Source organism: Cellulomonas sp. (genome assembly GCF_017744555.1).
Lineage (GTDB): Bacteria > Actinomycetota > Actinomycetes > Actinomycetales > Cellulomonadaceae > Cellulomonas.
In genome coordinates, this window is sequence record NZ_JAGIBD010000020.1 from 38,813 (window position 1) to 62,315 (window position 23,503).

Annotated in this window: 32 protein-coding genes and 1 tRNA gene; 25 read left to right on the plus strand and 8 right to left on the minus strand. The window is 72.1% G+C overall.

Features of this window, described 5'->3' with window-relative positions; translation table 11 throughout:
* Positions 1 to 7 precede the first annotated feature (7 nt).
* The 4 genes from J7523_RS13560 to J7523_RS13575 all read left to right on the plus strand — a co-directional run bounded on the left by J7523_RS13560 (position 8) and on the right by J7523_RS13575 (position 3,202).
* Positions 8 to 403, plus strand: a complete 396-nt coding sequence (locus tag J7523_RS13560) for a head decoration protein (protein WP_291887453.1) — start codon at positions 8 to 10, stop codon at positions 401 to 403.
* A 14-nt stretch (positions 404 to 417) separates the two neighbouring features.
* Positions 418 to 1,497 (plus strand): major capsid protein, encoded by a 1,080-nt coding sequence (locus J7523_RS13565; protein ID WP_291887455.1) that lies wholly within the window; start codon positions 418 to 420, stop codon positions 1,495 to 1,497.
* Between the two features lie 62 nt (positions 1,498 to 1,559).
* Positions 1,560 to 1,973 carry a hypothetical protein gene (locus J7523_RS13570; RefSeq protein WP_291887458.1) on the plus strand — a complete coding sequence of 138 codons (414 nt, stop codon included), beginning with the start codon at positions 1,560 to 1,562 and terminating at the stop codon, positions 1,971 to 1,973.
* The gene (locus tag J7523_RS13575) at positions 1,970 to 3,202 is read left to right on the plus strand and encodes a hypothetical protein (protein WP_291887462.1); all 1,233 of its coding nucleotides are present in this window, start codon (positions 1,970 to 1,972) and stop codon (positions 3,200 to 3,202) included. The genes J7523_RS13570 and J7523_RS13575 overlap by 4 nt, the downstream gene beginning before the upstream one ends.
* Before the next feature lie 23 nt (positions 3,203 to 3,225).
* On the opposite strand, the gene J7523_RS13580 is transcribed toward J7523_RS13575, so the two are convergent.
* The gene (locus J7523_RS13580) at positions 3,226 to 3,672 is read right to left on the minus strand and encodes a hypothetical protein (protein ID WP_291887465.1); all 447 of its coding nucleotides are present in this window, start codon (positions 3,670 to 3,672) and stop codon (positions 3,226 to 3,228) included.
* An 86-nt stretch (positions 3,673 to 3,758) separates the two neighbouring features.
* Here J7523_RS13580 and J7523_RS13585 point away from each other — a divergent pair, with 86 nt between their 5' ends.
* The 19 genes from J7523_RS13585 to J7523_RS13675 all read left to right on the plus strand — a co-directional run bounded on the left by J7523_RS13585 (position 3,759) and on the right by J7523_RS13675 (position 18,411).
* Positions 3,759 to 4,091, plus strand: a complete 333-nt coding sequence (locus J7523_RS13585) for a hypothetical protein (protein WP_291887467.1) — start codon at positions 3,759 to 3,761, stop codon at positions 4,089 to 4,091.
* Complete coding sequence (locus J7523_RS13590) at positions 4,088 to 5,083, plus strand: phage minor capsid protein (RefSeq protein ID WP_291887470.1); 996 nt, start codon at positions 4,088 to 4,090, stop codon at positions 5,081 to 5,083. The genes J7523_RS13585 and J7523_RS13590 overlap by 4 nt, the downstream gene beginning before the upstream one ends.
* 10 nt (positions 5,084 to 5,093) lie before the next feature.
* Positions 5,094 to 5,438 (plus strand): hypothetical protein, encoded by a 345-nt coding sequence (locus J7523_RS13595; protein ID WP_291887473.1) that lies wholly within the window; start codon positions 5,094 to 5,096, stop codon positions 5,436 to 5,438.
* Positions 5,431 to 5,838, plus strand: a complete 408-nt coding sequence (locus tag J7523_RS13600) for a hypothetical protein (RefSeq protein WP_291887475.1) — start codon at positions 5,431 to 5,433, stop codon at positions 5,836 to 5,838. The genes J7523_RS13595 and J7523_RS13600 overlap by 8 nt, the downstream gene beginning before the upstream one ends.
* Positions 5,835 to 6,275, plus strand: coding sequence for a hypothetical protein (locus tag J7523_RS13605; protein ID WP_291887477.1), 441 nt, complete (start codon positions 5,835 to 5,837; stop codon positions 6,273 to 6,275). The genes J7523_RS13600 and J7523_RS13605 overlap by 4 nt, the downstream gene beginning before the upstream one ends.
* Positions 6,272 to 6,718 carry a hypothetical protein gene (locus tag J7523_RS13610; protein WP_291887480.1) on the plus strand — a complete coding sequence of 149 codons (447 nt, stop codon included), beginning with the start codon at positions 6,272 to 6,274 and terminating at the stop codon, positions 6,716 to 6,718. The genes J7523_RS13605 and J7523_RS13610 overlap by 4 nt, the downstream gene beginning before the upstream one ends.
* 47 nt (positions 6,719 to 6,765) lie before the next feature.
* On the plus strand, positions 6,766 to 7,263 hold the full coding sequence (locus J7523_RS13615) for a hypothetical protein (protein WP_291887483.1): 498 nt from the start codon (positions 6,766 to 6,768) through the stop codon (positions 7,261 to 7,263).
* Between the two features lie 74 nt (positions 7,264 to 7,337).
* Positions 7,338 to 7,835, plus strand: a complete 498-nt coding sequence (locus J7523_RS13620; RefSeq protein ID WP_291887486.1) for a hypothetical protein — start codon at positions 7,338 to 7,340, stop codon at positions 7,833 to 7,835.
* Positions 7,835 to 8,359, plus strand: coding sequence for a hypothetical protein (locus J7523_RS13625; protein WP_291887488.1), 525 nt, complete (start codon positions 7,835 to 7,837; stop codon positions 8,357 to 8,359). Before J7523_RS13620 ends, J7523_RS13625 begins: the two co-directional genes overlap by 1 nt.
* Positions 8,346 to 11,381, plus strand: coding sequence for a tape measure protein (locus tag J7523_RS13630; protein ID WP_291887491.1), 3,036 nt, complete (start codon positions 8,346 to 8,348; stop codon positions 11,379 to 11,381). Before J7523_RS13625 ends, J7523_RS13630 begins: the two co-directional genes overlap by 14 nt.
* Positions 11,374 to 11,784, plus strand: coding sequence for a hypothetical protein (locus J7523_RS13635; RefSeq protein WP_291887493.1), 411 nt, complete (start codon positions 11,374 to 11,376; stop codon positions 11,782 to 11,784). Before J7523_RS13630 ends, J7523_RS13635 begins: the two co-directional genes overlap by 8 nt.
* Positions 11,785 to 11,830: 46 nt before the next feature.
* Positions 11,831 to 12,193, plus strand: coding sequence for a hypothetical protein (locus J7523_RS13640; RefSeq protein ID WP_291887496.1), 363 nt, complete (start codon positions 11,831 to 11,833; stop codon positions 12,191 to 12,193).
* 1 nt (position 12,194) lies between these two features.
* Positions 12,195 to 15,029 carry a hypothetical protein gene (locus J7523_RS13645; RefSeq protein WP_291887499.1) on the plus strand — a complete coding sequence of 945 codons (2,835 nt, stop codon included), beginning with the start codon at positions 12,195 to 12,197 and terminating at the stop codon, positions 15,027 to 15,029.
* Complete coding sequence (locus tag J7523_RS13650) at positions 15,029 to 15,973, plus strand: hypothetical protein (RefSeq protein WP_291887501.1); 945 nt, start codon at positions 15,029 to 15,031, stop codon at positions 15,971 to 15,973. Before J7523_RS13645 ends, J7523_RS13650 begins: the two co-directional genes overlap by 1 nt.
* Positions 15,974 to 16,039: 66 nt before the next feature.
* Complete coding sequence (locus tag J7523_RS13655; RefSeq protein WP_291887503.1) at positions 16,040 to 16,990, plus strand: N-acetylmuramoyl-L-alanine amidase; 951 nt, start codon at positions 16,040 to 16,042, stop codon at positions 16,988 to 16,990.
* Positions 16,987 to 17,121: a hypothetical protein gene (locus tag J7523_RS13660; protein ID WP_291887506.1), complete on the plus strand. Its 135-nt coding sequence runs from the start codon at positions 16,987 to 16,989 to the stop codon at positions 17,119 to 17,121. The genes J7523_RS13655 and J7523_RS13660 overlap by 4 nt, the downstream gene beginning before the upstream one ends.
* The gene (locus J7523_RS13665) at positions 17,121 to 17,549 is read left to right on the plus strand and encodes a hypothetical protein (RefSeq protein WP_291887509.1); all 429 of its coding nucleotides are present in this window, start codon (positions 17,121 to 17,123) and stop codon (positions 17,547 to 17,549) included. The genes J7523_RS13660 and J7523_RS13665 overlap by 1 nt, the downstream gene beginning before the upstream one ends.
* A complete protein-coding gene (locus J7523_RS13670; RefSeq protein ID WP_291887513.1) occupies positions 17,546 to 17,953 on the plus strand; it encodes a hypothetical protein in 408 nt (135 codons plus the stop codon). The genes J7523_RS13665 and J7523_RS13670 overlap by 4 nt, the downstream gene beginning before the upstream one ends.
* Before the next feature lie 20 nt (positions 17,954 to 17,973).
* On the plus strand, positions 17,974 to 18,411 hold the full coding sequence (locus J7523_RS13675; protein WP_291887516.1) for a hypothetical protein: 438 nt from the start codon (positions 17,974 to 17,976) through the stop codon (positions 18,409 to 18,411).
* A 70-nt stretch (positions 18,412 to 18,481) separates the two neighbouring features.
* On the opposite strand, the gene J7523_RS13680 is transcribed toward J7523_RS13675, so the two are convergent.
* Together J7523_RS13680 and J7523_RS13685 are read right to left on the minus strand one after the other, a co-directional pair.
* Positions 18,482 to 19,000 (minus strand): hypothetical protein, encoded by a 519-nt coding sequence (locus J7523_RS13680; protein ID WP_291887519.1) that lies wholly within the window; start codon positions 18,998 to 19,000, stop codon positions 18,482 to 18,484.
* Positions 18,993 to 19,649 carry a hypothetical protein gene (locus tag J7523_RS13685; protein WP_291887522.1) on the minus strand — a complete coding sequence of 219 codons (657 nt, stop codon included), beginning with the start codon at positions 19,647 to 19,649 and terminating at the stop codon, positions 18,993 to 18,995. The genes J7523_RS13680 and J7523_RS13685 overlap by 8 nt, the downstream gene beginning before the upstream one ends.
* A gap of 959 nt (positions 19,650 to 20,608) precedes the next feature.
* Here J7523_RS13685 and J7523_RS13690 point away from each other — a divergent pair.
* Positions 20,609 to 20,881, plus strand: a complete 273-nt coding sequence (locus J7523_RS13690; RefSeq protein ID WP_291887524.1) for a hypothetical protein — start codon at positions 20,609 to 20,611, stop codon at positions 20,879 to 20,881.
* Between the two features lies 1 nt (position 20,882).
* Here the strand turns inward: J7523_RS13690 and J7523_RS13695 are convergent, their stop codons facing one another.
* Positions 20,883 to 21,125 carry a hypothetical protein gene (locus J7523_RS13695; RefSeq protein WP_291887527.1) on the minus strand — a complete coding sequence of 81 codons (243 nt, stop codon included), beginning with the start codon at positions 21,123 to 21,125 and terminating at the stop codon, positions 20,883 to 20,885.
* Positions 21,126 to 21,280: 155 nt separating this feature from the next.
* A tRNA-Arg gene (locus J7523_RS13700) sits at positions 21,281 to 21,353 on the minus strand.
* 337 nt (positions 21,354 to 21,690) lie between these two features.
* Between J7523_RS13700 and J7523_RS13705 the strand changes: the two genes are divergently transcribed.
* The gene (locus tag J7523_RS13705) at positions 21,691 to 22,179 is read left to right on the plus strand and encodes a hypothetical protein (protein WP_291887530.1); all 489 of its coding nucleotides are present in this window, start codon (positions 21,691 to 21,693) and stop codon (positions 22,177 to 22,179) included.
* Positions 22,180 to 22,204: 25 nt separating this feature from the next.
* Here J7523_RS13705 and J7523_RS13710 read toward each other — a convergent pair whose 3' ends face one another.
* From J7523_RS13710 to J7523_RS13720, 3 genes are all read right to left on the minus strand, one after another.
* Positions 22,205 to 22,468 carry a hypothetical protein gene (locus J7523_RS13710; protein WP_291887533.1) on the minus strand — a complete coding sequence of 88 codons (264 nt, stop codon included), beginning with the start codon at positions 22,466 to 22,468 and terminating at the stop codon, positions 22,205 to 22,207.
* Between the two features lie 113 nt (positions 22,469 to 22,581).
* Positions 22,582 to 23,337, minus strand: coding sequence for a trypsin-like serine protease (locus tag J7523_RS13715; protein ID WP_291887535.1), 756 nt, complete (start codon positions 23,335 to 23,337; stop codon positions 22,582 to 22,584).
* Positions 23,324 to 23,503, minus strand: a 180-nt coding sequence (locus tag J7523_RS13720; protein WP_291887538.1) for a hypothetical protein, incomplete at its 5' end; no start/stop codon positions are given. The genes J7523_RS13720 and J7523_RS13715, both read right to left, overlap by 14 nt.

Sequence of the window (23,503 nt, forward strand, 5' to 3'; positions counted from 1 at the left end):
GCACGCGATGGTCAGCATCGCCCCCCAGTCCAGTGACCCGGGTTGGGTCACGGACGACCCGTCGTGGCTGGGCTCGGCGCACGGCACCGACGCGACCGAGACCGTCACGCTCGACGTCAGCCTGTTCGACGCCGAGACGCACTACCCGGACGGCTACCTGCCGTCGGGGCTCAACCTCGCGCAGGTCACCACGACCGGCCTGTTCGGCCCCTACGACAACGCCGCGACCGACGGCCGCGGAACGTTCGAGGGCCACCTGGTCGCCCCGCGCCACGTCGCGTCGGCCACGCAGCGCATCGCGGCCGGCATGCTCACGCACGGCCGTGTCGTGGAGGCCAACCTGCCCGTTCCCATCGACGCCAGCGGCAAGACCGACGCCGCCGGCCGCATCCGGTACGTCTGAGGAGGACGACGATCATGAGCGAGATCCTCTTCGAGGCGCTGCCCCCGGCCGACCTGACCGTGTTCGCGCGGCAGCTCGCGGCGCGGGAGGTCGACCCGCTGGTGCAGGTCATCCCGAACCGGGTCATCCGGGGCCGCCGGTCCCGCGTCACGCGGGTCAGCCGCACTACGACGGCCGCGAAGTTCCGGTCGTTCGACGCGGAGACCCCCATCGGCCGGCGCCCGGTCGCGGCGACGGTCGAGTCCGTCGAGCTCGCGCCGCTGGGCCAGAAGCTCCCCCTGCGGGAGCTGGAGATCCTGGACCGGTACCTCGCCGACAACTCGGACCTCAAGGACGTCATCGCAGCGCTGTACGACGACACGGAGAACAACGTGGCGTCGATCCTGAACCGGGCGCTGCAGCTCCGCGGGCAGTTCCTGTTCACGGGCGGCGTCCAGATCGAGGAGAACGGGTTCATCCAGGAGGCCGACTTCGGGCTCCCGGCGGACCACAACCTCGACCTGGCCGACGTCGGCGACGCGTGGTCCGACCCGGACGCGCCGATCATCGACCTCGAGCTCGCGTGGGTCGAGCAGGTGCAGGACGAGACCCAGGAGACCGTGGTGCGGGCCGTCGTCTCGTCCCGCATCGCCCGAGCGATGCTGACGAACCGGCAGTACGTCGCCGCGGCGAACGTCACCACCGGCCGGGTCACCCCGGCGGTGCGCGACGCCGTCCGCGCGGAGTACGGCCTGCCTCCGCTGCTCGTCGTGGACGCGAAGGTCGGCGGGGCCCGCGTCACCCCGGACAACAAGATCGCGCTCGTGACGAGCACGGTCGCGGAGTTCCAGTGGGGTGACACCGCGGAGGGCCTGACGCTCCTCGGGTCGAACGCGGTCGACCAGGTGTCGACGGTGGCGCCGAAGATCACGGCGTCGGCGTGGAAGACCACGGACCCGGTGAACCTCTGGTCCAAGGCGAACGCCACGGGCCTGGTCGTCGCCGGCGACATCAACGGCCTCTTCGTCGCGGAGGTCCTCGAGCCGGCCACGACGCCCGAGGGTCGCATCGCGATCGACGTCGAGCCCGACGAGGACGACGACGCCGGTCTCTGACCGCTGATGGACGGCCCCCACTCCTGCACGGGGTGGGGGCCGTCCCGTACCGGAGGTGCCTGATGGCGCAGGGTCGTGCCGCGCTCGTGCAGTCCCCCGTGGGGGACCTGGTGGTGTCGCAGGGGTCGGACAACACGTACCGCTACCGGTACGGCACCCGGGCGGCCCCGGACGCCCCGGTGGAGTACGTGGACCTGACGGGGTGGGCGGGGCGCGCGCAGGTGCGTCCGCGGCCGGGTGGCGACGTGTGGCTGTCCGTCACCACCGAGGCCCCGACCGACCACGGGTCGACCCTGACCCTCGACGCGGACGGGTTCGTGACCCTGCACGTGCACCACTCGGAGACGGAACAGCCCGCGTGGAACAGCCCTGCGCGGGCGAAGGGCGCCTGGGACCTCGAGCTCGTGGCGCCGAATGGAGAGGTCGTGCGACTGGTGATGGGTGAGGTACTCGTGAGCGCGGACGTGACGCGATGACCGACGTGGTGGAGGTCGTGCAGCCTCCTGTCGAGGTCGTCGAGATCCCGGTCGTCGTCGGCCCGCGTGGTGACCCCGGTGCCGACGGCGTGGACGGCGCTCCGGGCCGTGAGGTCGAGCTGCGCGCGGCCGCCGGGTTCGTGCAGTGGCGGTACGTCCGTGACACCGCGTGGGTCGACCTCGTGCCGCTGGCCGATTTGCAGGGGCCGCCCGGGCAGGACGGCGCCCCCGGCAGGGACGGCACCGACGGCGAGCCCGGGCGTGACGGGGCCGACGGTGCGCCTGGGCCGGACGGACGGTCGGTCGAGCTGCGGACCGCGGGCGGCTTCGTGCAGTGGCGGCAGACCGGCGGTGCGTGGGCGGACCTCGTGCCGCTCGAGTCGCTCACCGGACCCGCGGGACCGGACGGCGCGGACGGCCCCGCGGGCGCGGACGGAGCGTCGGCGTACGACGTCGCGGTCGCGCGGGGCTTCACCGGGACGGAGGCCGAGTGGCTGACCTCGCTGCGCGGCCCGAAGGGTGACCCCGGCGACCCGGGCGGGCTGGACGCGACGGGTGTCTCGGCGGGTCGTGTGCCGACGGCCGACGGTGCAGGCGCCTGGTCGTGGCAGCCGGTGGCGGGCGGGGGCGGGGGCGGGATCTCGGTGCAGGACACGCCTCCCGAGGCCCCTCAGCCGGGGGACCTGTGGCTCGACACGACCAGCGCGACGCTGCGCGCGTGGGACGCCGCCGCACTGGACCCCGACGACAACCCGGGCGTGTGGCTCCCGACCGGCGCGTCCATCGACGCCAACGGGCAGACGACCGTGACCCTCATCGGCGACGGGGCATCCGCTGCCGCCGCGGGCGACGAGCGACGCGCGACGACGGTCGTCGGGTGCTACGCCGCGACTCACGGCACGTACTCCGTGGCGCTCGGCGACTCGGCTACGGCCGACACCAGTGGTGTCGCGGTTGGATCGGGCGCGCGAGCCAGCAACGCCATCCACACAGCGGAGAGCGCGGTTGCGATCGGCGACTACGCCGAGGCGCAGTACGCGCGCTCGATCGCTCTCGGCGCACAGGCGAGCACCGAGGCCGAGGATGAGTGCCGAGTCAACGCGACCGACCTCCGTCTGTACAGCAGCATGACGTCGGACGCGAGCCGGGTCATCCTCCGGTCACCGAACGGCAACCGCTTCGGGATCACAGTGACCGACGGTGGCGCGCTCGTCGTCACGCAGGCGTAGGACCGCACAGAAGGCGTCGTCGACTACCGCCTCCAGCGGCGCCGGACTGGCGCCTGCTCGGTGGCGATGCGCGTCTCCATCTCGGCGTACCCAGTCACCCATGTGCGCGCATTCGCCAACTCAATCTCGTAGCGACGGCCCATTCTGAGCAACGCCCAGGACGCGAACATCAACAGGCCGAGTAGGACCGTCACGACGACAGGCCCTACGTTGCGGAGAGCCCTGATGTCTTCGTAGATCGGGCTCTCCCACACAAGTGCTAGTGCACCCACGCTGAACGTGATGATGGCCAGCACGGGGCCGACCCAGGCTCGATGGAACACGCGCTCTGCCGTTTCCGCGGTCTGCTGAGCCACCAGCCGTCGCTCAAGTCGCTGATCATCCTTGAGACTGCGGTAGGCCGTGAGGTCGGCGACGGTGGCAGGGCGACGCCAGATCTCTGCCGGAGTCGGTGCAGGGTGCGAGCTCATGGCTCGTGACCGTAGCGCCCGAGGCGAGCCCACGTCCTGAGAACCCGAGCCGCAATGAACTGCACCCTTGCCAGCACTATGCCCGCATGGACCTGTCGCAGCGTGACCTCGAGCGGGTGCGGGACTACGTCGGTGACACCCCCGACGACACGACCCTGTACCTGTACGCCGAGGACGCGACGCGCTGGCAGGAGGTCGCCCTGAGGGTCCTCTACCGGCGCCGCGCGAACGCCGCCGCCGGCGGGTCGTCGGCGAAGACGTTCGCCCTCGACGGGGTGCTGTCCGTGGGCCTGGCGACGGCGGACACGAAGTCCCTCACCGAGGCGATCACGGACCTCGAGGCGCAGATCGCCGCCGCCAACGGGTCGTCGTCCGGGATGTCCGTCGGCCTGATCCGCCGGCCGGACCGGTACCGGTGACGCAGCCGCGCGAGCTCGAGGACCTCACGACGGCCCTCGTCGCTGACCTGCAGGCGGTGTACGACGAGGTCCTCGCGCTGCTGGTCGCCCTCGCGGACGAGGTCGCGTCGCTGCGGGTCACGGTACGGCAGCAGCGCGCGCGGGCCGTGCTGCGCGACGTCGAGGCCCTCATCGGCCGCGCGGACACGATCGCCGCCCGGCACGTCCTCGGTGGGACCCGCACGGCGTACGAGGTCGGGGCGTGGGCCACGGCCCTCACCGCGGGCGGCGGCGCGACGTTCGCTGCGGTCGACGTCGACGCGATCACCGCGCTCGCGCAGGACACGATGAGCGACCTCCTGGCGGCGACCAAGGGGATGCGCGAGGACGTGAAGATCGTCGTCCGGGACCTCGTCCGCCAGCAGGTCCGCTCGAAGGTGTACCTCGGGCAGACCGCGACGCAGGCGGGTCGCACGCTCGCGCAGCAGCTCGCGGACCGCGGCATCGTGGCCGTGATCTACCGCGACGGGCGCGCGGTGTCGCTGCCGGTGTACGCGGACATGGTGATGCGCACGAAGACCGCGATCGCCTACCAGGAGGGCGGTCTGAGCCAGGGCAACCGGCTCGGGGTGGTGTGGTGGGAGGTCATGGACGGCCCGGGGTGTGGGTGGACGTCGCATGACGACCCCCGGAAGGCCGACGGGCTGATCGTCGACCTCGACGACGCCCGCGCCCACCCGATCTCGCACCCGAACTGCCGCCGGTCGACATCCCCGCGCCCGGACATCCGCAGCGCGGACCACGCGCGACGCGCGGACGCCACGCGGCCCACCGACGAGGCGGTGTGGCGGGCCGCCGTCGAGGCGCAGGCCGCGGCGACTGGCACAACCGGGCTGTCCCTCACCCCGGAGCGCGCGACCGCGTCGGTCGGGTTCGACGTCCTGCCGAACACCGCGGCGGCCCGCCGGCATGCCGCGACGCTCGCACGACACCAGGTGGCACCAGCGGGGTGACGATCCCCGCATGAGCCTCGCATCGATCGCCATCACCGCGCAGCCGGGTGAGCACGCGATCCTCGTCGACGGTCAGGAGGTCGAGGCCGTCCGGGCTGTGCTGGAGATCGGCGAGGGGCAGATCCCGACGCTCACGGCCTGGGTCACGGGCGCCGGCACGATCACCGCGGAGGGCGTCGTGCAGATCGTGCGCGACCCCACCGCGCAGGAGATCGACCAGGCTGCGGTCGCCGCGCTGCGCCGCCTCGACGCCACAGACGTCGCGGCTCGGGTGCAGCAGCGCCTTCGCATCACGCCGCGGGCCGACCCCTACCAGACCACCCTCGACGTCATCGTGGAGCTCGCCGATGGTTGACCTGAGCCCGCTGTTCGCGATCGGTGAGGCGCTGGTGCGTGACGCGGTCCGCACCGGCGGCACCACCGTGCGCCTGGAGACCCGTGTGACCACTCGGGCCCCCGACACGCTCCGCGACACCGTCACCACCACGGCCCTCGGCACGCACCCGGCGCTCGTCGTCCCCGCGGGCAACGTCAACGCGACGACCGACCCCGTGCCGGGTGTCGAGCTGCGGCCCGGGGACTGGAAGGTCGTCCTGGCGCCCGACGTCACGCCGCCTCCGGTCGGGGCGTGGGTCGTCGTCGAGGCGTCCCGGGACCTGCACCTGCCGGGCATGGACGCGAAGGTCCTCGGGCACACCGTGTCGTCGGCCGGCGCGGTGCTGCTCGTGTTCGCGCGGCCGGGGCCGGCGCAGTGAAGGTCGAGGTGTACGGGTCCGTCCCGCTCGACTCCCTCGCGGTCGCGGCAGAGGACGAGGTGTCCCGCGTCGTCACGGACTCCGCGCTGGCGCTGCTGACGCAGATCCGCCGCAACGCGGCGACCGGGTCGCACAAGCCCGGGGCGCCGCACATCCCCGGCACCGGTCCCGGCCCGAACGTCGCCACCGGCGACTACCGGCGGTCGTGGGCTGTGCAGACCGGTCGTGACGCCGCCGGCGCCGTGGTGGCGCTCGTGTCGACACGGTCCCCGCAGGGCCCCCGCCTGGAGTACGGGTTCACCGATGTCGACTCCCTCGGCCGCCGGTACGCCCAGCCGCCGTACCCGCACGTCCGTCCCGCCGTCGAGCAGTACCGGCCCCGCTTCGAGGCCGACATGGCCGCCGCGCTCGCGCGCGCCGTGAGGAGGTCGCAGTGAGCCTGACCCGCACCCGCGTCCCGCTGGAAGCCGTTCGGACCCTGCTCACGGTCGAGATGCCGCCCCTGTACGCGGTGTCCCTGGACGGCGGATCCCTCGCCGACGGCACGACCCCCGTGTCCAGGGAGGTCGTCATCGACCCGGTCACGACCCCGGACCCGCAGTGGGTCACGATGGGCGCCCCCGAGCGCTCCACGATGCTCATCCAGGTCACGATCCGCGACACCACCCGCGAGGGCTGCCGCCTGGCTGGCGACCACGTGCGCGACGTCCTGACGTCCCGGCGCCGCGGCGGCGCCGTGTACCCGCTGGACGCCGCCGGGTACGTGTTCGACGTGCCCACGTCACAGCAGGACGGGCACGTCGAGACGTCTGGCGGCGTGCACACGTGGGTCGAGACGTTCCGCCTGGGCTGGCAGTACCGAGTGGCACCCCCCGCCTGACCATCCGGGGAGCAGCGACACGGCTGCCTGACCCCGGAGGTACACACATGGCCCTGTACATGTGGCGCGGTACGGGCAGCGCGTACTGGCTGCCCGCGGACATCGAGGTCGGTCCCCTGGGCCCGACCGAGGAGCAGCTCGCGGACCCCGACGTCCTCGACCTGACGGACTCCACGACCGGTGTGTCGGGGCTCGAGACGACCCCGAACAACATCAACGTCCCGATCCTGCGCTCGCGCACGCCGATCCAGATCGCCGGTGAGGAGACGCTCGGCACGCCGACGCTCACCGTGGTCGACGACGACGGCACGGACTCCCTGGCGCTGCTGCGGCAGGAGGTCCTCGACACGCTGACCCCGGGGGCCGAGGGCACGCTCGTGTTCTTCCTGCACACGCAGGCCCCCGCCGTCGGGGACAAGTGCTACTGGCAGCGCGAGGTCGTGTCCGCGCAGGTCCCGACGCTCACCCTCGACGCCGCCGCGTCGACGGTCGGCATCACGTTCGCCGCGTCGCACGCCCTGCGCAAGGGCGCCGTCCAGGCCTGACCCCGCGCTGCGCCCGCCCACCCATGCCGCCCCGGGGTGGGCGGGCGCCACCACACCCACAGGAAGGCACCACCGTGGACAAGAAGCCCCGCACCGTCTCCGTCCCGATCGTCACGGACCCCGCCATCGAGCAGGCCGTCCTCGACGCGAAGCGCACCCTCGACGCGCGGTCGCAGACGCTCCTCGAGACGTTCAACGCCCGGGTCCGCCAGCACCAGACCATGCACCCCGACGCGGACGCGCCGCAGGCCGTCTACGACGCGGACATGGCCGAGCTCGCCGACCTGGAGGCCGCCTACACGAAGGCACAGGCCGCCCTCAACGAGCACGCCACCGTGTACTCGTTCCGCCCGCTCGGGTTCAAGGCGTGGCGCGCGCTCAAGGCAGCGCACCCGTCGAAGAACAAGGACGAGCTGTTCGACCTCGACTCGATCGCGGCCCCGCTGCTGCGTGACGCGTCGTACGAGCCGCGTCTGTCGGCGGCGCAGGTCGAGGACATCCTCACCTCGGACGCGTGGTCCGAGGGCGAGGTCTCCCTGCTCATCGGCGCCGCGGTGACGGTGCAGTCCTGATGGCGCAGGGGACGCGGCGGGTGTGGGCGGACCTGCGGTTCACCCACCCCGCCGTCGACCCCGCAGAGCCCACGGACGAGTTCGCGCAGGCTGTGATCGCCGCGGCCGGCGGCGACCCGGACGTGTGGGAGACCGGCGGGGAGAGGGACGCGCTCACCGCGTACCAGCGCGCCCTGCGCGACCTGGTTCCCGACCACACGTGGGCGGTCGATGCGCTCGCCCGCGACCCGCTCCTCGCGCTGGAGGTCGAGGTATGCGCCGACCTCGGGATCTCGCACGACGCCTTCCTGGACTGGCCCGAGCGTTCGCAGGACCTTGCGATCGCCCGGCACATCCGCCACGCCGATGTCTGCCCCGCCGGTCGCCACCCTCGTGAGGCGATGACTGACCCGGACGCCGTCGACATCCACCGCGTCTACTGCGCGGCGTGCGCGCGCGAGCACGAGCTCGACGAGCGACTGAAGGACGCCGCACCGGACATGACGGTGGGCTGGTTCACGGAGGTGCGCCGTGTCCCTCGGTGACGCGTACACGCTCGGCGTCCGCCTGACCGGTGACATCGCCGGGCTCCGGCAGGAGCTCGCCGCCGGCGCCCAGCTCGTCAGCCAGTTCTCCAACGCCTCGGTGGAGGCGCTGAACCGGGCCGCGACCGCGCTCGAGCAGTCGGCCGCCGGCATGCAGGCGCAGGCGTCTCGCACGACCCGGTCGAACAAGACGAGGGCCGACTCGTTCACCGAGTACATGCGCCGCGTCGAGGCTGCGGAGAAGCAGGCCGCGAAGGCGTCTCGTGACTCGGCCGACGAGGTCGAGCGGTCCGCGACCCGCACGAAGAACTCGCTCTCGGGCGTCGCAGGGACCCTGGGACGTGTCGCCGGGTTCGGTGGGCTCGCGGTCCTCTCCAAGCAGGTCTGGGACCTGGGCCTGGGCTTCAACGAGTTCCAGCAGAACTCGACGATCGCGCTCGAGAACCTCCTCGGCGGCGCCGCGAAGGCCAGAACGTTCCTCGCGGACATCCTCACGTTCGCGAAGCAGACGCCGTATGCGTTCACCGACCTCACGGACCAGGCGCAGAAGCTCCTGTCGTACGGGTTCGACGCCGAGCAGATCATCCCGATCCTCACCGCCGTCGGTGACGCCGCGACCCTCATGGGCAAGGGCACCGAGGGCGTCGAGCGCCTGTCCCGTGCGCTCGGGCAGATCAATGCCAAGGGCCGCCTGCAGTCCGAGGAGCTGCTGCAGCTCAACGAGATCGGCATCAACGGCCTGGCGATCCTCGCGAACCAGGCCGGCGTCACGACCCTCGAGTACCAGAAGATGGTCACGGCCGGGCTGATCCCGGCCGAGCAGGCGATCGACGGCCTGGTGAAGGGCATCAACGAGGGCACGACCGGCATCAACGGCACCACGGCTGCCTTCGGTGGGTTCATGGCCCAGGTGAAGGAGTCCGGCGGGATCACCGCGACGATCGACTCGTTCCGGACCTCGATGCGCAACGCCGCCGGTGAGGTCACCAAGACGTTCATCCCCGCGTTCCTCGACCTCGTGCGGACCGTCCAGGGTGGGCTCGGGTTCGTGGAGAAGGCAGCCAGATGGTTCGGCGAACTCCCGGGCCCGGTCCAGAGCACGGCACTCGCCCTGTCCGCCACGGCGGTGGCCATGCGACTGCTGAACGTCCAGGGCCGCGCGCAAGCGGCGTGGCTGGGCGCGAGGGCTCTGTGGCGGACCTACCAGGCGAATGTCGGCCAGGCGATGGACCGACAGGCTGCTCTCGGACGACAGGTCAACGTCAACACGGCACGGATGGTCGTGTTCGGCGCAGCGACGAAGTCCGCCCTGCTGGGTGCCTTCGGTGGCCCGGTGGGGCTCGCGATCGTCGCCGTGACCACCGCCGTGACCGCGTTCGCCGCTGCGGCAGCGGACGCGAAGGCACGAGCCGACTCCTACGCGCAGGCTGTCGAGGAGGTCGGGGATCGGGCGCAGAGCGCAGCGAGCAAGATCGCGATCGAGAACCTCATCTCCGGGGACAACGCGGACTGGGGCTGGTTCCAGAAGTGGCAGTCCGGGTACGACTCCGCGGCCGACGCCGTGGAGGGCCTCGGGCTCTCGCTCGAGGAGGTCGGGAAGACGATCGTCGGGCCCCGCAAGGAGTTCGACGCGTACATCGCGATGCTCGAGGAGATGCACCGGACCGCGGACTCCAAGGACTGGAACGCTCTCGACGAGATCCGCGTCAAGGTCCTCCAGCAGCGGAGCGCGTTCGAGCAGGCGCAGAAGGCGCAGGAGCAGCGGGCTCGCGCCGGCACGGCTGACGCTGAGGCGACCGAGGCGAGCACGGACGCGATCACGCAGAACATCTCGGCGATGCGCGAGTGGTCCGATGAGCAGCAGAAGTCGATCGACTCCGCGACGGAGTCGGCGCGCAAGGCGTCTCAGGCGGCGTTCGGCACGCTCGACCTGAACCTGTCGACCGAGGACGACCTCGCCGCGGCGCGGGAGAAGGTCGCGGAGGCGACCCGGAAGGTCCGCAACGAGGAGGCCGACCGGGAGGACACGTACTCGCGGAAGAAGGTCTCCGCGAACGACAAGGTGAAGGCCGACGAGGCGGTCACCGAGGCGCGGAAGTCCCTCGCGTCGGCGACGTCGGACCTGCGGGATGTCGAGGCGCGCCGGGACCCCGTGGCGCAGTACCGCAAGCAAGTCCAGAGCATCATCGACGAGACCCGGTCGTTCAACGACGACATGAAGTCGCTGGTGGAGCAGGGCCTCAACTCGACGGACCTCGCTGCGCTGTACGCCGCTGGCCCGGAGGCGTCCGCGGAGGCCCGGAAGGCGCTCCTGGGTGACCCGTCGCTCGTGGACTTCACGAACGAGGCGCGCACGACGATCGACGCCCTCTCGAGCGAGATCGCCGCTCAGGCGAAGGTGAACCAGTCGGCGCTCGAAGCGCCGGGGCTGCAGCTCGGGGCGAACCTGCTGCTCGGGATGCAGGTCGCGGCGAAGGAGGGGTCGGCGAGCACGATCCAGGAGATCGCGAACGCCCTGGGTCAGGACCCGCAGCGGATCTACAACGTCGGCCAGCAGTTCGGTCTGTCGTTCCTGGCGGGGTTCTCCGACGCGTCGCAGTTCCAGCCGCTCGCGGACGGGTCTTTCCGGGTTCCCGGGGGGCCCACCCGCGGGTACGCGACAGGCGGCATCTTCCCGGGGTACACCCCGGGCCGGGACGTCGGGTACATCGGCGTCTCGGGTGGTGAGGCGATCATGCGCCCGGAGTGGACGCGAGCCGTGGGCCCGGACTTCGTGCACATGATGAACCGCATCGCCCGGACCGCGGGGGTGGGAGGCGTGCGGGAGGCGATGGGCCGCTACCTGGGCGGGTTCGCCAACGGCGGCATCCCGCAGGTCGTCACCGTCCCCGTGTCGTCGACGCACGAGCGGTACTCCCCCGTGACTGTGCAGAAGGCCTACGTCGTCGACGCGGGCTCCCTCGGGCTGTACGGGGACCGCACCCGCCAGCAGCGGAACATCTTCGGAGGCAACCGTGGCTGATCTCGACGCGCGCGTGACGTTCCACGGGAGCCCGGACCTCACGATCACTGAGGGCCCCGACTACGAGCTCGTGACCGTCACGGTCGGCGACCGGACGTGGCGGCGCCGGACCGCCGAGGGCCCCTACATGCACGGCCGGGTGCTGCTGGGCGCGGTCCTCGAGACGACGTCCCTGGACATCGTCATCCGCTGCAAGGGCGCCACGTACGTCGCGGCGCAGAACCGCCTCGGGTCGCTGCTGGCGTACGTGCAGCGGCTCGAGCACCAGGTGACCGTGTACGTGGACGGCCACTTCACGACGTACACGTGCGAGCCGGCCGACTCGTCCGCGCCCTTGGAGAAGTTCCGGGCGATGCGGGGATGGCAGGAGGTCACGCTGTCGATCCCGATCGCGCCCGTGTGACACCGGGGTCGTGATGATGCCGCGTGACGAATCGCGGAGGTGACCTGTGATCGGCGAGGCGTACCGCTCGCGTGCGGTTCAGGCGGTCCTCGGACCGTCGCACTCGGAACTGATCCCCGCGGTGCTGTGGCTGGGCTGGCTCGACGGCTCGGGCGGGCTGATCGCCATGTCGGGGACGTCGGTCACGCACGAGGTGTGGGGTCCGTCCGGTGACGGCGTCTCCAACGTCGTGGCGATCGACGCGGGTGCGGCGGGCGACGGGTGGGGCACGCTGCGCGGCGTCGGCCTGTTCGATGCCGCCGTCGACGGGACGCTCGTCGTCGCCGCGGCCCTCGGGGCGCCGGTGACGCCGGACGAGGACGAGGCGCTCGCGTTCGAGCCCGGTGCCCTCGTGTTCGTGGCGGCCTGACGTGGCTGGGTTCGCGTGGCTGCCGGGCACCCTGCCGCAGACCGGTGGGCGGGTCACGACGTGGCCGCTTCCGGGAGCAGCCGAGCTCGCGTCGACCGGGGCGGGCGCGTCGCTGGACCTGACGGGTCCGGTGCAGGCGGTCGTGCTGGACGACGACGAGGAGTCCGCGGTCCTGACCGGCACCTGGGGCCTGCCGGCAGACGGCGCCCTCGGCATCGCGCTGCGCGTCCCGCCCGGCGGCGCGGCCCTCGACCCGTTCGAGATCCTCCTGGCGCGCTCGAACTGGTCGACGGCGCTGCAGCTGCTGCTGATGTCGTCCGGCGACGTGCTGGCGTCGGTCGACGGGCAGGTGGCGTTCTACGCGCTGCCGGGTCCGGTCGACGACGACGTGTGGCGCGTCTTGGTCGTGTCGTGGACGGCCGACGGAAGCACCCTGGCCGTCCGCCTGCACGTCGACGGCGAGCAGGCCGCCGCGACGTCGGGCACGTGGTACCCGCCCGTCGAGATCGCCGAGGGGTACTTGCGCACCGGTCTGCGGAACACGCAGGTCGCGCTCGTCGAGGTGCGTGACGGCGTCACCGACCCCTACGCCTTCACGCAGGACATCTACGCCGCCACCGGCATCGAGGCACCCACACACGAGGGCGCGGCCGGGTCGTGGACGATCACGGGCACCGCCACCGTCATGGTCGGCGATCCGCCCATCCCTGAGCTGCCCGCTGGCACCCCGGGCGGCGCGGTGACGCCGCCGCCGCTGCCCGAGCCGCAGGCGCCGCCGCCGGGGGTCCCGGACCCAGTGCTGTGGCGCGTCTCTGAGGTCATGCCCTCGCCCGACCTGGACGGACGTGGGAACCCGGTCGCATGGACGCCGTCGCAGGTCATCCGCGAGCAGGTGGGCCGCATCCAGGTCGTCGTCGAGGGCGTCGACATCACCTACCTCGACGGCGCCCCGCTGCCGGTGCCGTCGTGGACGAGGACGGAGCCCTTCGGGTCCGCGGCTGCGACGATCCAGGTCCCGCAGATCACGCCGTTCCACCGTCTCCCGGACTGGTGCGTCCCCGGAGCGTCCGTGGACATCCGCATCGCCCGGACAGGCGGGGGCGTTGGTGACCTGTTCGCCGGTGTCATCGGGACGTTCGGGCACCGCGCAGACACCGGCCTCTTCACCATCGAGTGCGTCGGCGCGCTCTACACGACCGACCTGCAGCTGCGGCAGCCGGCGTTCCTGACGCAGCCCAGGGACATCGGCGACGTCGTCGCGGAGGTCTTGAACTCCGCCGTGTCTCGCCGCCACGACGCGCTCGCTCCCGTAGTGACCGGGTGCCTGACGTCCGTCCTCGGCGGGTGGGAGCCACGCGTCACCGGGTACCTGCAGCAGATCCTCGCCACAGCGGTGACCGGCGGTCGGCAGTGGACCGTGGCGTGCGACGTCCGGAGCCCGGTGCTTCGCCTGAAGGACACCGACACGGTCTCGTGGACCATCCACAACGGGCAGCGGGGCGTGCAGATCGACCTCACGCAGGACTGGACGAAGGCACCGAACGTCATCTACGGGGAGGGCATCGGTAACGACGGCGGCCGGTGGCGGAACGCGATGTACCCGAACTGGAGGCCGGACACGACGCCGCTGTTCCCGATGGCGCCCAGCCGGTTCTTCCGGGTCGGGACGACCGATGCGCAGACGACGACTGGCCGCGGCGTGTCGGACTGGCAGGCGCGCGTCGGGCAGCCCGTGACGGGGCGGTTCTCTCAGTCGGACCGGCAGCGGACGCTGGCGGTCCAGGCGGCTGCGGGCATCCAGCGCGATGGCACGGTCGGCCCACAGACCTGGGCGGCCACGTTCGGCACCGGCTCGAACACCGGCACGCTCGAGTGCTTCTACCTGCCGATCGCGTTCGCCCCGAACGTCATGCCGCGTCTGTACGGGCCGGACGGCGCCGACCTGGGGCCGAACCCCGAGTACGACCCGGCTGTGTTGCGGGTCGAGGAGAAGCTCGACTACGGGCAGGGCGTCGACAAGGCCGAGGGCGTGCGTGCCGCCGGCGAGTACCTGGCGCGCGCGATCAACCCGGGCTGGGTGGGGCGAGTCGTCTTCGAAGCCGACCCTCAGGAGACGTCGAGGTACCTCATCCGGGAGGGCTCGAACGGCATCATCCGCGGCTTCCGCGGGGAGGACCTCAAGGTCCACGTCGCCCAGGTCGACTACGCCGAGGACTCGGTCGGCCTGACCGTCGACACGAACGCCCGCGACTTCCCCATGCTCGACGCCATCCGGGAGCGGGAGCGCAACGCGACCGACCCAGCGAAGGCGTACCAGAAGCGCCCCAACAAGGGCTCCCTGACCGAGGCGCGCGCGACGTTCGACGCGGAGTCCCCGGCGGGGCACGTCCCGCGGTTCGCGCTGTTCTCGAACCTGTGGTCGGTGATCCGCGTGCCGTTCGGGGCGTACGGGTCGATCGTGCGTACCGAGCTGACGACGTCGGGCCCGGCCCGGCCCTTCTCGGTGGCGGTGTTCGACCGACCCATCACCGCGGCGCGACTCCTCACCCTCGCCGGCAACCCGCTGTCGGCCGACGAGAACCCGTGGTCCGAGAAGGCCGACGACCTCGACGCGGCCGGGCTCCTGATGTCGTGGGGCTGGGAGAACCAGCCGGCCGGGTACTACCCCGGCGAGTACACGGACCCCGACGGGGAGACCGATGCGCCTGTGACCGGCCGTCTCCTGGACGACGCCTCGTGGGACTACGTGTCCACACAGGCACCGTGGCTGTGGGTAGCGATCATCGCGTCCGGGAGTTGCTTCGTGCAGGGCCGTTTCTGGCCCGGGGTGGACTGATGGGCATCGGCCCCTGGGTACGTCCTCCGGACCAGCCCGTGCCCGTCGCGTTCAGCGGCACCTCGGGCACGGTGTGGACCGCGACGACCGCGACCGGCGGCGTCGGCCCGTACAACAACCCGGACGGCTGGACCTGGGCAGACATCATCGCCCCGGCTGCCGGCGTCCCGCGCGGCCTGGCCTCGGTCACCGGCGTCGGGTTCCAGTCGCACGCGGCCACCGGCCGCCGCTGGCGCTCGAGCGACCCCGCACCCACCCAGGGCCTCGAGCTGCGGCGCGCCGTGCTGTGGCTCAACCCCACCCCCACGTACCCGCGCATCCCGCCAGGCTCGGTGCCGCCCGGCGGTGTCGTCGAGTACGACGACGACGGCCAGTACCTCGCTGACCCCGTCGCGACGTTCTCCGCGCTCGCGGTCGCGGCGACCGAGCGCGTGCCGGCCGGCGACCCCGTGCTCGGGCAGCCGATGAGCGCGTACCTGCGCCGCGCAGCCCTGCTGGACGGGCAGTCCCCGGCCGAGCAGACCCCGCAGACCATGCCGACGCTCGCGGCCGCGTCCGGGCCGATCCTAGCGTCGGCGAGCACCTCCGTCGGCGAGGGCGCGGTCGAGTTCACCGGGCAGGCGTCGGCGCCGTTCGACGGGGCGCGCGCGTTCATCCTGACGACCTCGTGGGAAACGCTCGGCGTTCCCGCGCCCGCGGCGCCGAGCAGCCCGTCGGCGACCGACCTCGGGCGCCTCGTGCAAGGGCTGGTCTCTGCGGTCGTCTCCGAGATCACGTGCCTGTACCGCCCGCCCCGGTACCGCATCATCACGCCGGCGTCCGGGATGTGGCGGCTGCGGCAGCGGCAGTCCCCGGCTGGGACGGACACGTGGCCGCTGAGGCAGCGGCAGCACGGCATGCACTCGGGGTCGTGGCCCCTTCGGCAGCGGCAGCGAGGCGTGTGACACCGCAAGACAGGCGTGTGGCACCCCCCAGGGGACGGTACGGGCAGCCGACCCAGGAGGTCCCCCATGTCCACCGGCTACCTGCTCCTCGATCGCCCGCAGGCCCGCAAGCAGTACGGCATCCCGCGCCGCGGCGGCACGCGCCCGTCGGGCACGATGGTCGTGCACACCGCCGAGCACACGCCCACGCTCATCGGCCCGGACCCGAGTGCGGAGACCGTCGCGGAGTGGCTGCTGCGCCGCACGGACGCCGGGTCGTACCACTCGCTGGTCGACTCCGACTCGATCGTGTCCCTGGCCCCGACGCACGCCGAGACGTGGCACGAGACCAGCACCAACCGATGGGCCGTCGGGATCAGCGCGGCGGTGCGCGCCGCGGGCTGGGCCGGCATCCCGACCGAGCGCCGGCACGCGATCGTCCGGAACCTCGCCGAGGCGGCGGCGCAGCACGCGCGGGTCCTGCGTGACCAGTACGGGGTCACGGTCCCGGCGGTGCGGATCACCCGCGCGCAGGCCCTCGCGCGCGTGCCGGGGTTCATCGGTCACGGCGAGATCGACACCGGCCGCCGCTCCGACCCCGGCGTGGCGTTCGACTGGACGCTGTTCCTGTCGGCCTACGCCGAGGCGATGGCGCTGCCCGCCCCGCCGCCCGGCCCCGCGCCGTCGCCGTCCGCGCCCGCCTCGGGCCTGCTCGAGGACGGCATGTGGGGTGCGGCCACGGCCCGCGCGCTGCAGGCCGTGTTCGGCACGACCGTCGACGGTGTCGTCTCCCACCAGTGGCGCTCGCGGCACAACGAGCACCTGTACGCCGCGCACTTCGACCGCACCAAGACCGGGTCGCAGCTCATCCGGGCGATGCAGCGGTGGCTCGGCGTGAGCGACGACGGCCTCTGCGGGCCCGGCACGATCACCGCGCTGCAGCGCCGCCTCGGCACCCCCGACGACGGCGTCATCTCCCCGGTGTCCTCGGTCGTGCGCGAGATGCAGGCCCGCCTCAACGCCGGCACCCTGCGGTGACCCGCCGCCTGGCCGTGGCGGCCGTCGCGCTCGTGTGCGCGGCGGCCGGCATCTACCTCGGGTGCCTGCTCGTCGTGTGGGTCGCGCTCGCGCCGCTGCGCGCGGCCGCGCGCCTGCTCGGGGGTGCGTGATGCCGGACCGTCGTCGCGTCGAGCGGACCCCGGACACGGTGTCGCTGCTGGCTGCCACCGCAGGCGCGGGGGTCGTGGTGCTGGTGACCGGGACGCACCCGCCGTCGATCGTGGAGTCGACCGGGTACGCGTCCGCCGTGTGGTGGGCGTGCGTGTTCACCGCCGGCGCTGTGCTGTCCCTGGCTGGCGTGCTGTGGCGCGCACCGCTCGGGTGGGTCATCGAGCTCACCGGGCGGATGCCGCTCGCGGCGGCCGCGGCGGGCTACGTGATCGCGCTGGGGACCTTCGCCCGCTCGGGCGTGGGGGCTGCGGTCGCGATCGCGTGCGTGGCCGCGATCGCGGTCGGGTCGACGTGGCGTGCGTGCCAGCTCGCGGTCCGGATCGTGCGGTACCGCGACGCACTGCATGACCTGGGGGGCCGCCGATGACGGTCGTGGACTGGCTCCTCGCGGTCGGCGGCCTTGTCGGCGCCGTCGGTGGTCTCGCTGGCCTCGGGGTGATCCTCCGGGCACGCGCGCAGAACCGCCGCGACGCCGCCGAGGGTGACGCCGCGGTGATCGCGGCGCAGGGCGCCGAGTGGGACCGCCTAGTGCAGGCGCTCTACGAGACGCACGTGAAGCCCCTCGAGGACCGCCTCCAGAAGCAGGACGAACGGCTCGACGCGCAGGACCGGAAGATCGCGCAGATGGACGAGGAGATCCAGGCGTGGCGGTCCCGGTACTGGTCGGCGGTGGAGCACATCCGCCGCCTCACGCTGTGGATCACCCGGCACATGCCCGACGGGATCCCGGCACCTCCGACTCCGCCGGCGACCATCGCCGACGACCTCTGACCCTGACCGGGAGGTCACCCATGCTCCGCCGCATCCTCGCCGCCCTCGCGGCCACCCTGCTCCTGCTGCTCGTGCCGGTCGGCGCGGCCACGGCCACGGTCATCGACCCGGCCCCCGTGGCCCCCGTGGCGCCGGTCATCGCGTTCACGCTCGACCCGCTGACCGTCGTGCACCTCGCCGTCGCGTTCGTCCTGCCGGTGGTCGTCGGGCTCGTCACGACCCGCGTCACCTCGTCGTCGGTGCGCGCGTGGCTGCTGGCCGGGCTGACCCTGGTGACGTCGCTGCTCGTCGAGCTCGGCCGTGCGATCGAGGCCTCCGTGACGTACGACCTCGGCGTCGCGCTGCTCGCGGCGCTGCCGGCGTTCGTGATCTCGGTGTCGACGTACTACGGCCTGTGGCGCCCGACCGGCGTGACCGACGCCGCACAGCGCGTCGGCGCCCGACACCTCGCCGACTGACCGCAGGCCAGCACGACGACGCCCCCTCTCCGCTACGGCGGGGAGGGGGCGGCTGAGCGCGCGCGGAACCCTAGATGGGGTCCTCGACAGCCCCGGGTTCGCCGCCGAAGGTGATCACGCCGCGCGGGATGATCGGGAGAACCACTACCTCTTCGGGGGTGACGCGGACACTGAGGTCCATGACCGCCTGGCGGAGGTACGGAAGGACAGTCATGGCTGCAACCATGTCGCCGAAGGCACACAACACCTCGGGCGAGACGTCGAAAGGCTCAGGCGACACGTACATCGCGGCCGCATCTGCGAGGAGCTCTCCGTTGGCGTGTGGAACGCTCACAGAGACGCGGTAGTCGATGCCCTCGCGCCGCTTCCTGAACGCGGTCCTGAACTCGCCAGCGAAATCGTCAGACCCGGACGTCTCAGTGCTCAGCTCGGGCGAGGGCCCGTCCTCCGTTCGCTCCTGATAGTCGCCTGTGTCGTCCCATGTGGCGGAGAGTTGGTAGAAGCGAACCGCAGCCAGGTCGAGCAGCTGGACTAGTTCTTCGAGCGTCTCAACGCCCCGAGCCTGGGGTGACTCACCGATCTCAGACACGGAGCTCCTCCATCTTGCCCCACTCGTAGCTCCAGTTCACTCCGTCGCGCGCCGCGTAGGACTCGTCGACGCGGGCAGCACTGGACGTCGTGTAAAGCCGTGCCGCCCTCGAGGTCCACGATCCAGCCGCCCACTGGCGACCGACGATCACGATCGTCGGTCGAGCGTCCGCGACGGGGCGCGGTGCGAGTCGGCCGTTGAGCCAGTCCACGCAAGCGGCGTCGAGGGGCAGCGGGCCAGCTTCGGGGAGTCGCTGGTTGACATCTGCCCAAGCGTGGACGGACGACCATGTCCAGAGCTTCTGGTTGCCCACCACCATCCGATGGGGCGGGAAGTCCGCCGGCCCGCGCGTGCCAGCGACCCAGGTGCGCACCGTCTCGCGGTTGACCGCGAGCCGTTCGGCGATCTCTGGGACGTTGACGAGATCCTCAAGGACTCGCACGACCCCGAGGCCAACCTCGGCGATGTGAGTGAGGACGACTCCGAGCGCAGCCTCTCCTGAGGGCGCATCGATCTCGACATCGATGGACGTGACGCCGTCAACCATCGAGGGCTGGAGCACGAAGCGCTCGGTGAAGAGGGCGTCGAGCTGCGCACCATCGTTGATGTCGAGGCCGGAGACGATCGCCGTGAAGGCGAAGGTAGTCATGTGGCGGGCTCCTCGCTTGCAGCCGTAGTGGTGACTACGTCTCGCAAGGGTAGCGGGTTCCTGTTGGCATGTGGCAACTTCAGAGTGGTGATCGAGTGAAGGTCACCAGTGCCTCCGAGTGGGCTTGTTGCCGTGCGGGCAGCGCAGGGCGATCGACCAGAGGGCTCGAGCCGTGTTGTTGCCGGTGCTCCACACAGGCGTCTGGCACCCATCACCGCAGAAGAGCGTCCCTGTGGCATGCGCCGACTTGCCTGGATGATCCCTGTCGTACGTCCAGCCAAACTCCTTCTGGAGCACGCGCAACACCTTCTTGGCGTCCGTTCCCTTGGGCAGACCACCCATCAGGCAGCACCACGTTCGCCCGTACGCATCCCTGGAAGGTACCAGCGGGAAGTGCTCCGCGAGCAGCATTCGCGCTGGCCATGAGTATCCGTGCCACCGTCGCAGCCACGACGCCGCCCCACCTCCGCCTCGTGCGGGGGTGGGGGTGGTTCGTCATGCCCGGCGACGTCGTGCGGGGCGCTCGCGGTACGGGAACACCTCGGGCCGGCCGTGGCCGTAGCATCGGCCGCTAGCGCACGACGGCGCCACCAGCGTGGGATCGCGCCAGGGCGCGCTGGTGAGTGGCTGGACGCAGGATGCCGCACCCTAGGAACCCCACGGGATGACGCTGGTGCAGCGCTCGCAGACCCCATCGAGCCACAGCCCGCTCCAGGACTCCTGAGGGAAGTCATGCAGGCGTCGCACAGGCACCCCACACGCAGTGCGCGGAGAGCTGTCGACGACGACGTGCAGCGTTCCGCTCGGCACTCGCGTCGCTGGGCTCGCCCCGGCACCGGCATCGATCTCCGGGTCTGCCACGAGGTATTCGTAGTCGGAGGAGGCAATGTGGTTGGTCACGGGGTCGACGCTAGGACGCTGCTAGCCGCGGCGGAAGATCGCGCTACGGGGATGGTCGCGTGACCGACAGAGCTGGACCGAGCCACGCCGACATGGCCGCCGCGTGGCGGCGCATCCTCAACGAGCGGCCGATCCCGCCGCGGAGGCTGCAGCACGACGGCCGCACGCCGATCGACGTCGTCGCGCGCATCGTCTGGGAGCACGACGGTGAGGACCGGATCAGCACGCGCGCGATCGACTGGGTCGGCCGCGACGTCCTCGTCGAGATCAGCGATCCCCGGTGGCAGACCAAGGGCGTGTGGCTCGACGCGTCGGACATCCGCCGCCGCTGACCTACCGGCTTCCGCGCATCCGGTTCCTGATGGCCCACCACAGCACCTCGTCGACGATCTGCGCTGCGGGCTCGGCGAGGACCCGACCGAGGTCTGTGTGGCTGGGCCAGGGGGCCTCGCCCCAGAATGCTTCGCGCGCCGCGAGCATGATCAGCAGGACGTCGTCAGGGAGCCCGGCGGCGCGAGCGCGGTCCATCGCCGCGGCCGCAGCACGGACCTGGTCGGGGGTTCGGTCAGGCGCCATCTCTGGGGGCTCCCTGGGGGCTACGCGTCACTGGATGTGGCTGTAAGCCCTGGTCACGGGCGTGCATTCGGGAGCACCCGACGAGCCCCCAGCGTCGTGGTGCTACACGATCTGCTACAGCAGGAAACGGCGCCTGACCTGCGGTGATACCGGTGTGCGCCTGGGCAGATTCGAACTGCCGACACCCGCTTTAGGAGAGCGGTGCTCTATCCCCTGAGCTACAGGCGCGCGGGGCTTCCCGAGAACATGGTCAGGGACTCGGTGGTGAGACCCCACCCGTCTCAAACCGCACTCACGTCGGCCCCGTGCAACGCCGCCCAGGCCAGTGAAGGCCCGTTCGACGCCGATCCAGCCTACCGGGACAGGACGCGCGCGTGCGCCATCACCCCCTGCGCGCGAGCTGCCCGCGGCGTGCACAGCAGCCCGCTCGCGACGACACGGACTGCTCACGGCCCCGCCCACGGCCCGCCGTGAGACGCTCGCCCCACCCGGACCGGAGCGCGTCCCCATCCGCAGAGGCCCGCTCCCGCACGACCACCACCGACGCCCCACCAGGACGGACCCGATGCGCCGCACCCGCCGCCCCGGCCGGACCCTCGCCGTCGCGGCCACCACGCTCTCCCTCCTCCCCGCCCTCACCGGCTGCGCCCCCACCACCCCCGGCGGCACCCTGCGCACCGTCGACGACACAGGCCACGGCAGCACCGCCGTCGACGACGACTGGGTCCTCACCCTCCCCGCCGACGACGACGCGAGCTGGACGCTCCTGCACGCCCGGCCGAGCGACGCGCTCGACCGCCTCCAGACCCCCGTCGACCCCGACGACGTCACCGCACTCGGCGGCACGTGGCAGCCCGTGCGGTCAGGCCGGTTCGACCTGCCCGCCGACCTGACCGGCACGTACCTGCTCTGCTGGGCCGTCCCGTCGGACACCGGACCGGCCATCGAGCCGGTCCAGGCGACGACCCGCGGCTGCGCCGAGGTCGCACTCGACGACGGCGCACGCGTCGAGGCGACGTGGGGCGCGGGCGGCTTCGGCGCGCAGTCCGGCTGACAAACCGGCCGAGCCCCGACCCGCCTCACCCCACCGGTGGCTCGACCACCACGGGCACGCCCCAGTCGGTGAACTGCTGCACGGTCGTCGTCTGCACGCCCCCGAACGTCCCGGTGCCCTGCGTCCCGACGACCACGTGCCCGTCGGCGAGCCACACGATAAGCTCCTGCATGTCGACGCCCATCATGTTGAACGGCGCATCGGCCGGCAGGCGCCACGCGTGCACCTCGCCGCCGTTGACCAGGTCGATGACGTCCTGGTCGTCCTGCACCGTGTACGTGGGCGACATCGCGATCATGCCAGCGCTGACGGCCGGGTCGGCGAGCGTGCGGTACGCGGAGCCGACCGTGCCGGCGAGGGCCTTCTCGGAGTCGCTGCTGGTGATGTCGCCCTCGACCCAGCCTACGAAGCCCCCGGTTGCCCGGCCTGCTGCAGCAGCACCGCGACGGCGTCGGGGCTCGCGTACAGGCCAGGTTCGTTGGGTCCACAGCCGAGCCCTCCCAGGGTGATGCCCTGCAGACGGAGGCGCCCGCCCTTGAGGGTGTAGGCACCGGATCCGCTGTCGCCGATGCAGGTGTTCTGCGTGCCGGTCGGGGTCATGCACACCCACCGGCCGGGTGCGCGGTCGGCATCGTCGGCGGCGGCGAGGACCGGTGTGCACTCGTGGCCGTCCACGACCCGTAGGGGCATCGTCTTGGCCTGGCAGGGCCGCCTCTGGTCGGTGTCGACACGCCCCCAGCCGACGGCGACCGTCGTGGTGCCGATGTCGGGGGGCGACGCGACCTCCGCGACGTCGGCGGTGACGGGCTGCCCTAGCCGCAGCAACGCCAGCTCGGCGGCCGGGCCTTCCCCGAGCAGGCGTCGCACGACGGCGCGGCGTTCACCGGCGACGGGGTCGGCGCACAGGTCATGCTCCCCCACGAGCACGTCGGGCAGGGGGCCGTCGCGCAAGCAGTGCGCGGCGGTCACGACCAGGTCCGGGGCCACCAGCGCACCCGAGCAGAAGGTGTTCGCCCACGTGCGGGACGGTGCGGCGCTGGCGTTGAGCACGGCGACGTACGCCCCTGCCGGCAAGCCCTCGGCGGCAGGGCCGGTGCACCCGGCGGCCGCGAGCAGCGTCACCAGCGCGACGGCGGCACCACGTTCAGCACTGCGCACCGGGTGCGACCCCGTACTCGACCAGCACCGGCTCGCGGTACGTGTCCCCGCCGCTGCGGTAGTGCACGACGGTTCTGCTGACCGCCGCGTACTCGTCCGGCGACTCGGGCACGGCCTGCACGATCAGCGACACCGTGGCCCCGGGCTCGACGACCGTCCCGTCAGG